Annotated in this window: 15 protein-coding genes; 4 read left to right on the top strand and 11 right to left on the bottom strand. The window is 69.7% G+C overall.

Features of this window, described 5'->3' with window-relative positions; all coding sequences use genetic code 11:
- Positions 1-109 precede the first annotated feature (109 nt).
- From cysW to ACT53R_RS10995, 9 genes are all read right to left on the bottom strand, one after another.
- The gene (cysW, locus tag ACT53R_RS11035) at positions 110-940 is read right to left on the bottom strand and encodes a sulfate ABC transporter permease subunit CysW (RefSeq protein ID WP_476171968.1); all 831 of its coding nucleotides are present in this window, start codon (positions 938-940) and stop codon (positions 110-112) included.
- Positions 941-950: 10 nt separating this feature from the next.
- Complete coding sequence (gene cysT, locus ACT53R_RS11030) at positions 951-1,826, bottom strand: sulfate ABC transporter permease subunit CysT (RefSeq protein ID WP_476171924.1); 876 nt, start codon at positions 1,824-1,826, stop codon at positions 951-953.
- A complete protein-coding gene (locus ACT53R_RS11025; RefSeq protein WP_476171923.1) occupies positions 1,823-2,845 on the bottom strand; it encodes a sulfate ABC transporter substrate-binding protein in 1,023 nt (340 codons plus the stop codon). Before ACT53R_RS11025 ends, cysT begins: the two co-directional genes overlap by 4 nt.
- Positions 2,846-2,861: 16 nt before the next feature.
- Positions 2,862-4,301: an OprO/OprP family phosphate-selective porin gene (locus ACT53R_RS11020; protein WP_476171922.1), complete on the bottom strand. Its 1,440-nt coding sequence runs from the start codon at positions 4,299-4,301 to the stop codon at positions 2,862-2,864.
- 99 nt (positions 4,302-4,400) lie between these two features.
- Positions 4,401-4,598 (bottom strand): DUF2292 domain-containing protein, encoded by a 198-nt coding sequence (locus ACT53R_RS11015; RefSeq protein ID WP_476171921.1) that lies wholly within the window; start codon positions 4,596-4,598, stop codon positions 4,401-4,403.
- Complete coding sequence (locus tag ACT53R_RS11010) at positions 4,595-5,035, bottom strand: RrF2 family transcriptional regulator (protein WP_476171967.1); 441 nt, start codon at positions 5,033-5,035, stop codon at positions 4,595-4,597. The genes ACT53R_RS11015 and ACT53R_RS11010 overlap by 4 nt, the downstream gene beginning before the upstream one ends.
- Positions 5,036-5,186: 151 nt before the next feature.
- Positions 5,187-5,465 carry an acylphosphatase gene (locus ACT53R_RS11005; protein ID WP_476171920.1) on the bottom strand — a complete coding sequence of 93 codons (279 nt, stop codon included), beginning with the start codon at positions 5,463-5,465 and terminating at the stop codon, positions 5,187-5,189.
- On the bottom strand, positions 5,462-6,058 hold the full coding sequence (locus ACT53R_RS11000; RefSeq protein WP_476171919.1) for a TlpA family protein disulfide reductase: 597 nt from the start codon (positions 6,056-6,058) through the stop codon (positions 5,462-5,464). The genes ACT53R_RS11005 and ACT53R_RS11000 overlap by 4 nt, the downstream gene beginning before the upstream one ends.
- Positions 6,055-7,323 carry a YihY family inner membrane protein gene (locus ACT53R_RS10995; RefSeq protein WP_476171918.1) on the bottom strand — a complete coding sequence of 423 codons (1,269 nt, stop codon included), beginning with the start codon at positions 7,321-7,323 and terminating at the stop codon, positions 6,055-6,057. The genes ACT53R_RS11000 and ACT53R_RS10995 overlap by 4 nt, the downstream gene beginning before the upstream one ends.
- Before the next feature lie 115 nt (positions 7,324-7,438).
- Between ACT53R_RS10995 and wrbA the strand changes: the two genes are divergently transcribed.
- The 4 genes from wrbA (at position 7,439) to ACT53R_RS10975 (ending at position 10,688) form a co-directional block, all read left to right on the top strand.
- Positions 7,439-8,029 carry an NAD(P)H:quinone oxidoreductase gene (gene wrbA, locus ACT53R_RS10990; RefSeq protein WP_476171917.1) on the top strand — a complete coding sequence of 197 codons (591 nt, stop codon included), beginning with the start codon at positions 7,439-7,441 and terminating at the stop codon, positions 8,027-8,029.
- A gap of 16 nt (positions 8,030-8,045) precedes the next feature.
- The gene (locus ACT53R_RS10985) at positions 8,046-8,390 is read left to right on the top strand and encodes a DUF2069 domain-containing protein (RefSeq protein ID WP_476171916.1); all 345 of its coding nucleotides are present in this window, start codon (positions 8,046-8,048) and stop codon (positions 8,388-8,390) included.
- 63 nt (positions 8,391-8,453) lie between these two features.
- Positions 8,454-10,082, top strand: a complete 1,629-nt coding sequence (locus ACT53R_RS10980; RefSeq protein WP_476171915.1) for a sulfotransferase family protein — start codon at positions 8,454-8,456, stop codon at positions 10,080-10,082.
- A gap of 117 nt (positions 10,083-10,199) precedes the next feature.
- Positions 10,200-10,688 carry an asparaginase domain-containing protein gene (locus ACT53R_RS10975; RefSeq protein ID WP_476171914.1) on the top strand — a complete coding sequence of 163 codons (489 nt, stop codon included), beginning with the start codon at positions 10,200-10,202 and terminating at the stop codon, positions 10,686-10,688.
- A gap of 115 nt (positions 10,689-10,803) precedes the next feature.
- Here ACT53R_RS10975 and ACT53R_RS10970 read toward each other — a convergent pair whose 3' ends face one another.
- Positions 10,804-12,696, bottom strand: a complete 1,893-nt coding sequence (locus ACT53R_RS10970) for a M20/M25/M40 family metallo-hydrolase (RefSeq protein ID WP_476171913.1) — start codon at positions 12,694-12,696, stop codon at positions 10,804-10,806.
- Positions 12,697-12,861: 165 nt separating this feature from the next.
- Positions 12,862-15,324 (bottom strand): M4 family metallopeptidase, encoded by a 2,463-nt coding sequence (locus ACT53R_RS10965; protein ID WP_476171912.1) that lies wholly within the window; start codon positions 15,322-15,324, stop codon positions 12,862-12,864.
- Between the last annotated feature and the right edge of the window lie 30 nt (positions 15,325-15,354).

Genomic DNA, 15,354 nt, shown 5'->3' with positions numbered 1-15,354 from the left:
TGTTTCCATTCCAGCCGTGCCAGGACGCATCGAGGCAACGGCAGACGTGTCACCGGCACCCCGGGCGCCGAGCGTGGGAGTGGCGAGCGTTTCATGTCGACGCGTGTCATCAATGCTTCCCGTGCGAGGCGGCGATGGCATCGCCATGCTTCCATTCCAGCCAGAACTTCGCCAACAGTGTCACCAGCGCCATGCCAGACAGCAGCGAGGCGGCGGCGAAGGCAGCCGTGGTGTCGAATTCGTTGTAGAGGATCTCGATGTGCAGCGGCAGCGTGTTGGTGAGGCCGCGAATGTGGCCCGACACCACCGACACCGCGCCGAATTCGCCCATGCCGCGCGCGCCGCACAGCAGCACGCCGTAGAGCAGGCCCCAGCGGATCTTCGGCAAGGTCACCCGGAAGAACATCGTCCACGCGCTGGCGCCGAGCGAGCGCGCGGCGAGTTCTTCCTCGGCGCCCTGCTGCTGCATCAGCGGGATCAGTTCGCGCACCACGAACGGGAAGGTGATGAACAGCGTCGCCAGCACGATGCCGGGCCGCGCGAACAGGATCTTCACGTCGTGCGCCTGCAGCCATTCGGCGAACCAGCCGTGCGAGCCGAACAATAGTACGAGGCACAGGCCGGCAACCACCGGCGACACCGCGAACGGCAGGTCCAGCAACGCCAGCAGCAGCCTCTTGCCGCGGAACTCGAAGCGCGTGACCGCCCATGCCATCAGCAGGCCGAACACGGCGTTGATCGGCAGCGCGATGGCGACGGTGAACAGCGTGAGCCGCAGCGCGGCGAGGGCGTCGGGCTCGACCAGCGACGCCCACCACGCGCGGAAGCCGGTGCCGAACGCGGCGCTCAGCACCATGCCCAGCGGCAGCACCACCAGCACGCCCATGACCAGCATCGCCAGCGCGATCAGCAGCCAGCGCAGCCACGTCGGCTCGGTCATCGACGGCAGGTCATCCGCCACGGCGCAGCCTCCTGCGCTCGTGCGCGAAGAGCAACGGGATCGCGTTGATCGCGACCAGGCAGGCGAAGGACGCGGCGAGCAGCAGCGCCGCGATCGCGATCGCGCCGTCGTAGTCGTATTCCTCCAGCCGGATCGTCACCAGCAGCGGCGCGATCTCGGTCTTGTACGGCAGGTTGCCGGCGATGAAGATCACCGAGCCGTATTCACCGAGCCCGCGCGCGAACGCAAGCGAGAAACCGGTGAGCAGGCCCGGCAGCAGTTCCGGGAACACCACGCGGCGCAGTGCGGTGAAGCGCGAGGCGCCGAGCGAGACCGCGGCTTCTTCGGACTCGCGGCCCATGGCTTCGAGGATCGGTTGCACAGTGCGCACCGAGAACGGCAGGCCGATGAACACCAGCGCGAGCACGATGCCGATCGGCGTGTACGCGATCTTCAGGCCCATCGGCTCGACGAGATGGCCGACCCAGCCGTTCGCCGAATAGATCGCGGTCAGCGCGATGCCCGCGACGGCGGTCGGCAGCGCGAACGGCAGGTCGACCAGCGCGTCGAGCAAGCGCCGACCGGGGAAGCGGTAGCGCACCAGCACCCACGCGACCAGCGTGCCGGCGACCAACGCGACGAGCGCCGCGACCAGCGCGGCGCCGAAGCTCAGTTTCAGCGATTGCTGCACGCGTTCGTCGCGCAGCACGCGCAACCAACCGTCGCCGCCGAGCTGCGCCGCGCGCACGCTCAGCGCGAGCAGCGGCAACAGGACCACCGCGCCCAGCCAGGCCATGCCCAGCCCGAGGCCGATGCCGAACCCGGGGAGCGGATTCGGCGTCGGCCTGGCGACGGGGACGGCGATGTCGGCGGCCGTCACGGTCATCGCGCCGCCTGCTGGATGCGGTCGAAGAAGCCGCCGTCGCCGAAGTGTTCGGCCTGCGCCTTCTTCCAGCCGCCGAACGCATCGTCGATGGTCACCAGCGTCACCTTCGGGAAGCGCGCGAGGTCTGCCGCCGGCACCTTGTCGGGTTCGGCCGGGCGATAGAAATGCTTCGCGGCGAGGCGCTGGCCTTCGGGGCTGTAGAGGAAGCGCAGGTAGGCCTCGGCCTGCTTGCGGGTGCCGTGCTTCGCGACGTTCTTGTCGACCCACGCCACCGGCGGCTCGGCCTTGATGCTCAGGCTGGGCACGACGATCTCGAACTTGCCGCGGGTATCGGGTTCGTTGAGCGTCAGCAGCGCCTCGTTCTCCCACGCGACCAGCACGTCGCCGATGCCGCGCTCGACGAACGTGGTGGTCGCGCCGCGCGCACCGGTGTCGAGCACCGGCACGTTGCGGAACAGTTTCGACATGTAGTCGATCACCTTGCCGCCGTCGCGGTACTGCTTCGACGCCCAGGCCCAGGCACCGAGGTAGTTCCAGCGCGCGCCGCCGGAGGTCTTGGGATTGGGCGTGATCACCGCGACGCCCGGACGCGCGAGGTCGCCCCAGTCTGCGATCTTCTTCGGATTGCCCTTGCGCACGAGGAACACGATGGTCGAGGTGTACGGCGCGCTGTTGTGCGGCAGGCGCGTCTGCCAGTTCGCCGGCAGCAGCTTGGCGTTCTGCGCGATGGCGTCGATGTCGGCCGACAGCGCGAGGGTGACGACGTCGGCTTCGAGGCCATCGATCACCGCGCGCGCCTGCTTGCCGGAGCCGCCGTGCGAGGCACGGATCTTCAGCGTCTCGCCGGTCTGCTGCTTCCACAGCTCGGCGAAGCGTGCGTCGACGTCGGCGTAGAACTCGCGCGTGGGGTCGTAGGAGACATTGAGCAGCTCCTTGTCGCCGGCGCGTGCGGACGGCGATGCGGCGGCCGCCAGCGCGATGGCGAATCCGAGGAGGACGGTGCGGAACATCGTGGACATGGTCATGGCTCCCGGATCAGAACGAAAATTGCGCGCGGGTGAAGACGGCCTTCTCGTCCTCGCGGTCGGCGCCGCCGGCGGCACCGCCGTCGAACGAGGCCTGCGTGTAGTTGGTGACGAGCTTGAGGTTGCCGTTGAGGTACCAGTTCAGGCCGATGGTCCAGGCGCGGACTTCGCTGGCCGACGCGGTTGCGCTGGCGAACAGCGGGAAGGCGTCGTCGTCGATGTCGAGCACGCCGTAGCGGCCGACGAGTTCGAACGCGCCCAGGCCCGCCTCCTTCAGCGTGAACGGATGGTTGGGCTTGGCCACGCCGCGGTAACCGGCGTCCTCGCCGGTGAGCACCCAGTTGCCCGTCACCTGCCAGGCCTTGTGTTCCAGATGATCGCGGCGACCGAGGTTGGCGCCGCTGGTCACGCGCACCGCCTGCTCGGAGGTCACGTACTCGCCGAGCAGGCCGCCGCGGCCGCGGTAGAAGTACGCCTGCGGCGAGAACCGGCGATGCACGCCGTCGGCGGCGACGTTCGAGGCGTAACCGAAGAACTGCGCCTGTCCCGGCGTGCGGTAGCGCGGCAGCAGGTTGTTGCCGGTGCCGTAGACGTCACCGACGCTGGCGGCGACGCCCAGGCCGAGGCCCGACCACGCGTTCGCCGCGTTGCGGAACGGTTCCCAGAACACGCGGCCCGCGTATTCGAATTCGTTGTCGGCGTTCGTGGTCGCGGTGTCGCGGCCGTCGGGCGTGCCGTTGAACACGCCGACGGCGTAGTTCACGCGGCCCTGCGACAGTTCGCCCTGCAACTGCACGCCGAGATCGCGCGCAGGCGTGAGTTCGGTGGGCAGACCGCGTTCGATCGCCGCGAGGCTCGCGCTCGGCTGCAACTGTTCGAGGCCGAACGGGGCCTTGAACTTGCCTACGCGCACGGTGGCGCGCGGATCGAACTTCAGGTCGACGTAGGCGTCGTTGAGCGTGGCGGTGTCGCCGGCGAGCTGGGCTTGCACGCGGAAGCCGATCAGCGGCCCCCACGTGCCTTCGATCGTGGGCTCGACGCGGCGGAACAGGAAGGTGTCGTTCTGCGGGATCGTGTCGTCGCCGATGAAGTGGCGACCGTCGGCCTGCACGAGGCCGCGGACCTTCACTTCCAGGCCGTCGGGCGACTTGATCGACAACCCCTTGGCGGGCGTGAGCGCGATCACCGGATCGCGCGCGGCCTTGGCCGCGGCTTCCTCGGCCTGCAGTTCGAGCTTGCGCTCGATCACGCGCAGGCGCTGGTCGAGGTCGGCGAGCGCGGCGCCGTCGGCAGGCGCGAGGCCCAGCCGGCGTTCGACCGCTTCCAAGCGCTGCAGCAGCGCCTGGTCGGTGGTGGACTGCGCCTGCGCCGACAACGCGGCGAGCAGCAACGGGAACGCCAGCAGCGCCGATCGCAGGCGTGGCGCGCGGCGAGGGGAAAGCAGGGACATCGTCGACTCCTTCATGGGCTCATTCGAGGGGTCGCGCGTCCGGTGGTCCGGTCGGCGCGTCGGTGGCAAGGCGGAAGCGGACGCTTCGCGCGGACGTGGTCAGCGTTCGTCGAAGCGGAATTTCTGGCTGCGGGTGATCTGCACGATGCGGGCGTTGTGGACGACCACCTCGACTTCACCGAAGGCGATCTCGCGCAGCGCGGCGATGACCGCGCGCTCCTGGTCGCTCAGCGGCGTACCGACCGGCGGCACGCCGGCGATGGTGCGAGGAAGATCGACGCGGGACGTGCGTTTCATGTCGGGCTCCCGGGCACGAGGGGGGGCAGCGGCAGCGAGGCATCGGCGAAGGCGCGCAGGCTGCGGCGATCGAGCACGTGCGAGAGCGCGTCGCGCGATTCGCGCATGAGCGCGCGCAGGGCGCAGGTCTCGGGATCGGGGCAGTCGCGGCAGGGTTCGTAGGCGGTGACGCTGGCGCAGCGCACCGGCGCGAGGGGGCCGTCGATCGCGCGAATGACGTCACCAACCATGATCCGCTCGGCGGTGCGGGCGAGGACGTGGCCGCCGCGATGGCCGCGCCGGCTGTCGACGAAGCCGGCGGCGCGCAGTTCGACCAGGATCGATTCCAGGAACTTCAGCGGTGCACGGGTGCGCTCCGCCAGTTCGTGCGCCTGCACCCGCGACTCGCCGGCCCGGGCCAGCTCGGTCAGCGCACGCAGGGCGTATTTGGCCTTCATCGTCAGCACGCGAATCAATTCCTATCGAACTCATAGGGATTGATGCCACGCCCGCGCGGACCGGGTCCAATGCCCGGACGGCATGACGTCATGCGGCCACGATGGATCGCGTCCGCGAAGGCGCGGACGACGCTCGCTTCAGCCGATCGGATCAGCCGATCGGGAAGCCTTCGCCGGCGTCCGCGGCGTCGGCCTCGCTGCGGACGACGTCGTCCACGCGGGCCAGCGGCGAGCCGGTCCACAGCCAGTCGCCCAACTGGTCGACGGCCGCGGCGTCGCCGACGGCCAGCACCTCGACCCGCCCGTCGGCGAGGTTGCGGGCGAAGCCGCGCAGGCCCAGCGCCACGGCCTGCGCCCGGGTGTACGCGCGGAACGACACGCCCTGCACGCGGCCGGACACGAGGAAGCGCGCAGCGGTCGTCGCCGTCATCCGCCCGCCTTCGCCGCGTCGGCCTTGCCGCCCACGACCGCCTCCAGCGCCGCCGGCGTCACCGGGCCGAGGAATTCCTTCGCGATGCGACCGTCCGGCGCGATGACGTAGCTCATCGGCAGCCCGCGCGGCGTCGGGAAATCCGCCGGCGGATCGTAGGTGTCGACGATCGCGATCGGGTAGCGCACCACGTGCTTCTTCAGGAAGTCGCGCATCGCCTGCGGCTCGATCTCCTCGTAGGCCAGGCCGATCATGTCGACGTCGTCGCGCGCGGCATCGAAGGCGTCGAGGTCGGGCATTTCCTTCAGGCAGGGCGCGCACCACGTGGCCCAGAAATTCACCACGACCCAGCGGCCGCGATGCGCGGCAAGGTCGAAGGTCGCGCCGTCGACGGTGGCGATCTTCAGGCCGGGATGGTCGGGCGTGGCGGGCTGGGCCGGTGCGGACGCGGGCGTCGAGGCCGGCGCCGGTGCGCTCGCGGCGGGCGGCGGCGCGGGGGCGGCGCTGCGGCCGGCGTCGTCGCCTGACGAGCACGCGGCGAGCAGGCCCATCGCCACCAGCGCGGCGGCGAACGGGTGAACGGACACGGTCATGCGGACTCCTTGCGGTAGAGCGAAGACACCGGGCGCTTCAGCAGTTCGCGCAGCGGCACGCGCAGGCTGTCGATGGCCTCGATGGATGCCTGGCCCAGCGCGTCCTCGCGCGCCGGCAGCCAGGCTTCGGCGACGGGGATGCGCAGCTGGCAGGCTTCGTACAGTTCGCCGAGGGTGAGGTCGTCGAGATCGCGTGCCAGCAGCCATGCGCCGCTCTCGGCGCGCACGAGCAGCCCGATGCCGTTGAGCTGGCCCAGCATCTGCTGCACCAGCGCATCGGTCAGCGAGGGCTCCAGTTCGCGGATCTCGTCCAGGTGCAGGCCGCGCCCCTTGTGGCGCGCTTCGTCGAAGCGGCCGATCAGGCGCAGCAGGCCGTGCAGTTCGTAGCCCATCGGCAGCCGCTGCGACGCCGGCTGGTAGCGGAACGCCGACAGCGACGAGGCCAGCGAGGCACCGAGCAGGATCGCGACCCAGCCGAAGTAGATCCAGCCGAGGAAGATCGGCACGAACGCGACCGCACCGTAGAGTTTCTCGTAGGTGCCGAAGCTGCCGAGGTACGAGCCGGCGGCGGTCTTCACCACTTCGATCATCAGCACCGCCGGCACTGCGCCGAGCGCGGCATGGCGCCAGCGGATCGTGCGGTGCGGCACCACGCGGTAGATCACCGCGATGGCGACGAATTCGATCAGCACCGGCGTGATCCGCAGCATGCCGGATTCCAGCACCTGGCCGGGCTGGGTCTGGAACATCGACAGCGCGAAGAAGCGCGCCGACACCGCGAGGCTGGCGGCGGCGAGCAGGCCGCCGAAGCTCATCACCGTCCAGTACACCATCAGCCGGCCGAACTTCAGTCGTGCCGTGGGCACGCGCCAGATGCGGTTGAACGTGGCCTCGATGCTGGTCAGCGTGATCAGCAGCGACACCACCAGCACGATCACGCCGACCGCGGTGAGCTTGCCGGCGTTGGCCGAGAGATCGACGAGGTGCTGCTGCACCGCCCACGCCGAGCTGGGCACGAAGTTGGAGAAGATGTAGGTGGTGAGCTGGCCGCTCCAATCCTTGTAGACCGGGAACGCGGAGAGGATGCCGAACACCACCATGCTCAGCGGCACGATCGAGAACGCAGTGGTGAAGGCCAGCGCGCCGGCGGCCTGGAACAGGCGGTCGTCGAGGAAGCGTTTCCAGAGGAAGCGGGCGAAGGTGCCTGCACGGGCATGGTCCCAGCCGGGCGGCCGCCAGGTGAGCAGTCTGTCGAGGAACGGCATCGCGCAAGGGTAGCAGCCGACGTCCGCGGGCGCGCGGCACTGGTGGGCCGGGCTGGTGGGCGGTGGACGCTTCCCTTACCCTCTGCGCACGTTCCCGGACCACCGTCGCTTCCGCATGACCGAGATCCTCGTCATCTACTACAGCCGCGGCGGTTCCGTGGCGCGCCTGGCGCGGCAGATCGCGCGCGGCGTGGGCGAGGTGCCCGGCGCGAGCGCGCGCCTGCGCACGGTGCCGCCGGTGGCGCCGGTGACGCGCGAGGCCGCGCCGCCGGAGCCCGAGGACGGCGCGCCCTACGTCGAAGCGGGCGATCTGGCCGAATGCGCGGGCCTCGTGCTCGGCAGCCCCACCCGCTTCGGCAACATGGCGGCACCGGTGAAGTACTTCCTCGACACCCTCGGCGCGGAGTGGGCCAGCGGCACGCTGGTCGGCAAGCCGGCGGCGGTGTTCACCTCGACCGCGACCCAGCACGGCGGCCAGGAAAGCACGCTGCTGACGATGCTGGTGCCGCTGCTGCACCACGGCTGCGTGATCGCGGGCATCCCGTTCACCGAGCCGCAGCTCAACACCACGCGCACCGGCGGCACGCCCTACGGTGCCAGCCACGTGGCCGGCGGGCAGGACGACCCGCAGCCCAGCGACGACGAAGCCGCCCTCGCCCGCGCGCTGGGCCGGCGCATCGCCACCCTCGCCCTGAAACTGCAGTGAGCACGACGCCGTGAGCGTGAACGATCCCTCCCGTCCCGGCGAACGTCGCCTCCTGCTGGTGGCCCTGTTCGGCCTCGTCGTGCTGTATGCGCTGTGGTTCCGCAACGACCACGACCGCATCGCCGCGTGGATCGTCTTCGGCGTGCCGCCGCTGCTGCTGGCGCTGGGGGTGCTGGCACGCCGCGCCACCGCGCGGTTCTGGGCCGGCGTGTTCGCGCTGGCGTGGTTCTCGCACGGCGTGATGAGCGCCTGGGCGCATCCCGAGGCCCGCGTCGCGGGTCTGGTCGAGGTCGTCCTCGCGCTGGCGGTGGTGTTCGCCGCCAATGCCCCGGGCCTGCGCGCCCGCTTCGGAAAGAAATGATCACGACGGCACGCTGACTGCAGGACGCAGGCTTCTCATCCACTCGCCAAGGCAGGCACCGAGATGAACACCCCGACCTACCCGCCCCCGGGCCCCGCCGTCGCCGGCGGCCGCGATCCCCGCCTCGCCGGCCTCCCGGACGAGGACGCCGAACGCCTCTACGCCGGTGCCCGCGCCCTGCGCGACGGCCAGCCCGCCCGCGCCGAGGCCCTGTTCGAGGCCGCGCTGGTGCGGCATCCCGATCATCCGGAAGCCCTGCGCAGGCTCGCCTTCGTGATGATGGGCACGCAGCGCGTGCCGCAGGCGCTCGAACTCCTGCGGCGCGCACTGGCGCATTGGCCCGACGATGCGGTGCTGTGGACGGACGTGGGCATCGCCCACAACCGGCTGCGCGACCACGAACAGGCGATCACCGCGTGGCAGCGCGCCTGCGCGCTCGACGACACCCAGCCGATGCCGTGGTTCAACCTCGGCCGCGCGCTGCAGCTGCGCGGCGAGACCGTGCCGGCGATCGGAGCGCTGGAGCGCGCGCTGGCGCTGGCGCCGACCCTGCTGCCCGGCCGCATCCTCGTCGCCGACGCCCTCGCCCACCTCGGCCGCTTCGACGACGCGGCGATGCACTACCGCGCGGCGCTGGCGCTGGCGCCGGCCTGCGGCGATGCCTGGCGCGGCCTGAGCAACATCAAGACCCGCCCGCTGACCGAGCGGGACCTCGCCACGCTGCGCGTGCTGCGCAGCCGGCCGGACGTGCACGAGGAGGACTGGATCGCGATGTCCTACGCACTGGGCAAGGCCGAGGAAGACCGCGGCCGTTACCCCGAGGCGTTCGCGGCGATCAGCGCGGCCAACGCGCGGCTGCGCGCGAAGGCGCCGTGGCGTGCGGACGCGCTGCAGGCGTTCGCGCGCGATGCGCTGCGGGTCACCGAGACGCTGCCGGCGCCGGTCGATCCGACGCTGGGGCACGAGGTGATCTTCATCGTCGGCCTGCCGCGCTCGGGGTCGACGCTGATCGAGCAGATCCTGTCCGCGCATCCCGACGTGACCGGTGCCAGCGAACTGCCGGACCTCGCGGAAGTGCTGCAGGCCGAATCCGTCCGCCGCGGGCAGGCCTTCCCGGCCTGGGTGCCCGACGCCACCGCCACGGACTGGCACCGCCTCGGCAGCGACTACCTGGACCGCACCGCGCGCTGGCGGGAATCGCGTCCGCGTTTCACCGACAAGATGCCGGAGAACTGGAAATTCAGCGGCGTGCTGCGCGCGATGCTGCCCGGCGCGCGCGTGATCGAGGCCCGCCGCGATGCGCTGGAAACCGGCTGGTCCTGCTTCCGCCAGCAGTTCTACCAGTTGCCGCACTTCGCCTGCGACCTGCACGACATCGGCGTGTACATCCGCACCTGCGAAGCGGCCATGGACCAGTGGCGCAGGCGCGATCCGGCGCGAATCCGCCTGCAGGAATACGAAGCCCTGCTGGCCGCGTTCGAGCAGGAAGTCCGCGCGCTGCTGGATGCCTGCGGACTGGCGTTCGACCCGCGCTGCCTGGCGTTCCACCGCGCCGAACGCAGCGTGCGCACCGCCAGCGCGGCGCAGGTGCGGCAGCCGCTGATGCGCGACACCGCGCGTGCGGCGGCGTATGGCGTGATGCTGAACCCGCTGCTGCAGGCGCTGTCGGACGCGCTGTTCGCGACGCTCTAGGGCCTTCTCGACACGCTTCGATTGCATCGCGCCCGAAGAGCCGGCAAGCCCCGGTTCGCCGACCCGGAAGCGGCGCGGTACCATGCCGCCCTCGCCCGACCTCTGCGACCCGCGCCCATGGACCAGCTCCTGATCGTCACCACCGGCGGCACCATCGACAAGATCTACTTCGACGACAAGTCGGACTACCAGGTCGGCGATCCGCAGATCGGGCGCATCCTCGAAGAGCTGGGCGTGGCGTTCCGGTTCACGGTGATCCCGATCCTGCGCAAGGACTCGCTGCACATCTCGGACGAGGATCGCCAGCTGATGCGCGCGACCATCGCCGCGCAGCCGGCGAAGCACGTGCTGGTCACCCACGGCACCGACACCATGGTCGACACCGCGAAGGTGCTGGCCGGTGTGGCCGACAAGACCATCGTGCTGACCGGCGCGCTGAACCCGGCGCGCTTCCGTGGTTCGGACGCGGAGTTCAACATCGGCACCGCCGTCGGCGCGGTGCAGTCGCTGCCGCCCGGCGTCTACATCGCCATGAACGGCCGCATCTGGGACCCGCTGAAGGTCCGCAAGAACGTCGCCGCCAACCGCTTCGAACCCGTGGGCTGATCCGAATCGATCGAGCGGCGGCGCGTTCCGCGTTCGTTTCGCCCATCGGCTCCGCAAAAAAAAAGACAGCCCCGGCATGGCCGGGGCTGTCTGCTTTCGTGCGTGCGGAATCCGCTTACGGCGAGATCGTCGCCTTCAGGCTGACGCCCGAGAACGCCGCGTAGGCGCGGACGCCCACGTAGTACGTGCCGGCGGTCGGCGCGTTCAGCGTGCAGGTCTCGGCATTGCCGCTGGTGTACGGACGGCAGGTGTACGCGGTGGTGGTCGGCGCACTGCCGAGCCGCACGTACAGGTCCGCGTCGCCGGTCCCGCCGGAGATCGTGAACACGGCGCTGGTCTTCCCGGCCGGCACGACGATCGTGTAGATCGACGACCACGCATTGGTGGCGACCGCCGGCAGGGCCACGGCCGTGCCGTTGCACAGCACCGTGCCGCCGCAGCTCGCCGTCGACACCGTGACCGAAGCCGACTTCGTGCTGCTCAGGCCGCCCGCGTCCGTCACCGTCTCGGTCACCGTGTAGGTACCGGCGGCGGCGTAGGTCTTGCTCGGATTGGTCGCGGTCGAGGTGGTGCCGTCACCGAAGTTCCAGCTGCGGCTGGTGATGTTGCCCTGCGCGTCGGTGGACGTGTCGGTGAACGTCGCGGTCAGGCCGCTGGTCGTGAAGGTGAAGTTCGCGACCGGCGCGGTGTTGGTGCCGCCGCCACCGCCGGTGGTCTTCGCCGCCTCGCCGAGGAACGCCAGGCCCAGCTTCGCGAACTTGGTGCTGTTCGCGGCCGAGTTGCTCATGTTCGCCAGCGTGTCGCTCGCGCTGTGGATGTTGGCGAAGTAGCTGCTGGAGCCGCCCTCGAACATCATGCCCGACGGATAGCCGGCGCTGGTCCAAGACGCATGGTCGGAACAGCCGTAGCCGCAGGTGTAGGTGCCGCGGGTCAGGCCGGTCGGCGCCAGGTAGGTGTCGAACAGGCTGGTGAGGAACGTCTGCAGGCTGGCGTTCGAGTAGTCGGTGATCAGCCGCATGTCGCTGCCGCTGGCCGGCTTGTAGTTCGTCATGTCGAGCTGCAGCACGGCCACGACATTCGTGCCGGCGGCGCTGAACGACTGCGCGATGGCGTTCGAGCCGCGCAGGCCGACTTCCTCGGCCGCATAGCCCATGAACTTCACCGTGCGCTTCGGCTTCCAGCCGCTGGCCAGCGCGACGCGGATCACTTCGGTCAGGGTCGCGATGCCGGAGGCGTCGTCGTCGGCGCCCGGGGCGACCTGGGTGTTGCTGCCGCCGCCGCTGGTGTTGATCGAATCCAGGTGCGCGCCGAGCACGACCACTTCGTTCGCCAGCTCGTTGCCCTGGATGGTCAGGATCACCGACGGCTGGGTCGAGCAGGTGCTGCAGGCGGTGAACAGCTCCGACGTGACGTCGGTGCGGCTGCCCGCCAGGCCCTGCCACGTGGTGCGGATCCACTCGGCCGAGGTCTTGCCGGTGGTGCTGGTGTAGTAGCGGTTGGTGTAGCCCGACAGCGTCGAGATCGTGTTGTAGATGTTGGTCGTCGACGCCTGCGGCAGCCACGGATTGACCGTCGTCTGGTTGTCGATGGTGTACGCGATCGCCGCCTTGCGGATGCTCTGCACCGCGCGGTCCTTGCGGATGAAGGCCTCGGCTTCGGCGCGCGTGGCGAAGGCGAAGAAGCCGCCGCAGCGCAGCTGCTTGGTGTGGATGCGCGAACTCACGGTGCCCAGGTGCAGCGCCTGGATGCGCGAGACGATCAGCGCGGTGCCGACGCTGTCGAAGGCCGGCGTGGCGTCGACCGCGAGGTCCTTCATCAGCGGGTAGGTGTCGCGCGAGGTGACGACGTAGACCGGTGCGGCGGGATCGTGCCGCAGGTGCATCGCCGCGAGCGCGGCGGCGGCTTCTTCACGGGCGTGGTCGCGGGCGGCCTGACGCGGCGCGGCCTGCACGGACGCGGTCGCGGCAAGGCCTGCGCACAGCAGGGCCAGCAGGTGTTTCGTGTTCATGGCTCGGTTCCTTGAGTTGTCTGGAGAACACAGCGGAAACAGGACGGCGTCCTTCGGTCGCCTTCCTCGTCAAAAAAAGGCCCCGGCCGAAGCCGGGGCCTGTGTCGCCGGGTCGTCATCCGACCCAGAAGCCTGTGAATCGGCTTGAGGGTCGGGCGGCTCCCCTTAGTTCGAGGTACCGGTCAGCGTGACGCCCGAGAAGGCCGCGTACGCGCGGACCGCCACGTAGTACGTGGTGTTCGCGGTCGGCGTGAACGTGCAGGTCTCGGCATTGCCGGCGGTGTACGGACGGCAGCTGTAGGTGGTGGTGGTCGGCGCAGCGCCGGCCCGCACATACAGATCCGCGTCACCCGTGCCACCCGCAATCTTGAAGGTCACGGTATGGCCAGCCAGGACGGGCATCGTGTAGGTGGAGGACCAGGCATTCTTCGCCACCGACGGCAGGGCCACGCCCGTGCCGCTGCACAGGACCGTGCCACCGCAGCTCGTGCTCGTCACCGTCACCGAGGCCGACTTCGTGCTGGTCAGGCCGCCCGCGTCCGTCACCGTCTCGGTCACCGTGTAGGTGCCGGCGGCGGTGTAGGTCTTGGTCGGGCTGGTCGCGGTCGAGGTCGTGCCGTCACCGAAGTTCCAGCTGCGGCCGGTGATGTTGTTCTCGGCGTCGGTGGAGGTGTCGGTGAACGTCGCGGTCAGGCCGTTGGTCGTGAACGTGAAGTTCGCGACCGGGGCGGTGTTGCTGCCCGGGGCCGTGTAGTTGCCGACCAGGCTGACGCCCGAGAACGCGGCGTAGCCCTTCAGCGCGACGTAGTACGTACCGGTCGACGGGGCCGCGAAGGTGCAGGTCTCGGCGTTGCCGGAGGCGTACGGACGGCAGTCGTAGACCGTGTCGGTCGGCGAGGCGCCGAACTTGACGTACATGTCGGCGTCACCGGTGCCGCCCGACATGGTGAACGTCAGGTTGGTCGCACCGGCCGGGACGGCCAGCGTGTAGTACAGGTAACCGCCGGTGGCGGCGGACAGACCGGTGACCGGCACGCCCTTGGTCAGCGCGACCGGCGGCGGCGGCGGCGGCGGCGCGGCGCCGCAGCTGACGCCCACGGCGGTGAACGCAGCGGTCACGTCGGCCTTGGTGTAGCCTAGGTCAGTGGCAGCCGTTTCCACGCCGCACGCGCCCTGGTTGAACGTCGAACTGGCGGTCCAGTAGTTGGCGTTCGCGCGGGCCATGACCTGGAAGGCCTTCTGGGTGCTCCAGCCGGCGGTCTTGGCCAGCAGGCAGAACGCCTTGTTGTACACGCCCGAGCTGTAGTGCACGTCGAGGCCGCTGGTGTAGTTCGCGGCATTGTCGATCGACGCACCGTCCTGGGTCGGGTTGCACATGTAGCGCAGCGCACCCGTCGACTTGAAGATTTCCGCGCCGACCAGGAAGTCGTTCGTGCCCTTCCAGTAGTACTCGGTGGCTTCGCCGCCCATGTCGGAGAAGGCTTCGTTGATGCCGCCCGACTGGCCCGAGTAGGTCAGGTTCGAGTGCTGCTCGGTGTAGCCGTGCGAGACTTCGTGGCCCGAGACGTCGGCGTTGACCAGCGGGTAGAACGTGCTGGCACCGTCGCCGAAGGTCATCTGGGTGCCGTCCCAGAACGCGTTCTCGTAGCTGGTGCTGTAGTGCACGCGCATCACGAGCTGGAAGGTCAGCGCGTTGCTGCCGGTCCAGGCGTTGTACATGTTCTGGATCACGCCGCCGAAGTAGTGGGCGTCGTTCAGCGGCGAGAAGGCGCCGTTGATCGTCTTCACCGTGTTGCGCGGGCAGGTGTACGAGAACGCGGTCGAACCCGACGTGCTGCCGTTGAGGTTCACGGTCTTCACGGCGGTGTTGTTCATGGTGCAGGTGGTGCCCGACTGGGTCACGTCCATGAAGCCGTAGATGCCGCCCGAACCCCACTCGTACTGGCCGGTCTTGGTGTTGCCGCCGGGGCCCGTGCCGACGAGGGCGTGCTGCAGGTTGTCCCACTGCTTCAGGACGCGGCCGGTGTTGGCATCGACGATCACGGTCGGACGGGTCGGCGAACCCATGTTCGGCGTGTCGGCGAAGTACGACACGACGTACGCCTTGGTGGCGCGGCCGGCGTCGTCGACGTAGATCATCAGCTGCGACTTCTCGCCGCTGGTGCGCATGAAGCCGACGCGATTGCCGAGGCCGGCGCTCTTGGCGATCGACAGCGCGCTGCCGGCGTTGAGGCGGACGCGGCCGGCCGGGATCTGGCTGGCGAGGTTGGTGACCTTCTGGCCGAACAGGGTGCGGACGTTGCCGGCGGTGTCTTCGCTGACCACCACGTGCTCACCGAACACCGGGATGCCGCGGAAGGTCTGCTGGTAACGGGTGTTCTTCACGCCGTTGCTGGTCTTGCGGTCGATCAGGAACAGGCGCGAGTCGGCGTCCAGGCCGAGGGCGCGCTCGTGACGGCCATGGGCGGTATCGACGGCGCCCGAAGCGGCGATGGCCGCATTCGCACGCTTGATCTGGCCCATGTCCTCGCGGTGCAGGTCGGAACGGTTCGCGGCAGATGCGCCGGTGGCGAACAACGCCATCGCGGTCGCAACAGCCAGGGTATTCAGGTGACGGTATCGATTCACTGCTTTCCTCTCCGTTGACGCATTCGTGAA

Source organism: Lysobacter sp. DMC104 (genome assembly GCF_056313665.1).
The sequence above is the reverse complement of the archived record's forward strand: the minus strand, read 5'-3'. Positions and strand labels throughout refer to the sequence as shown.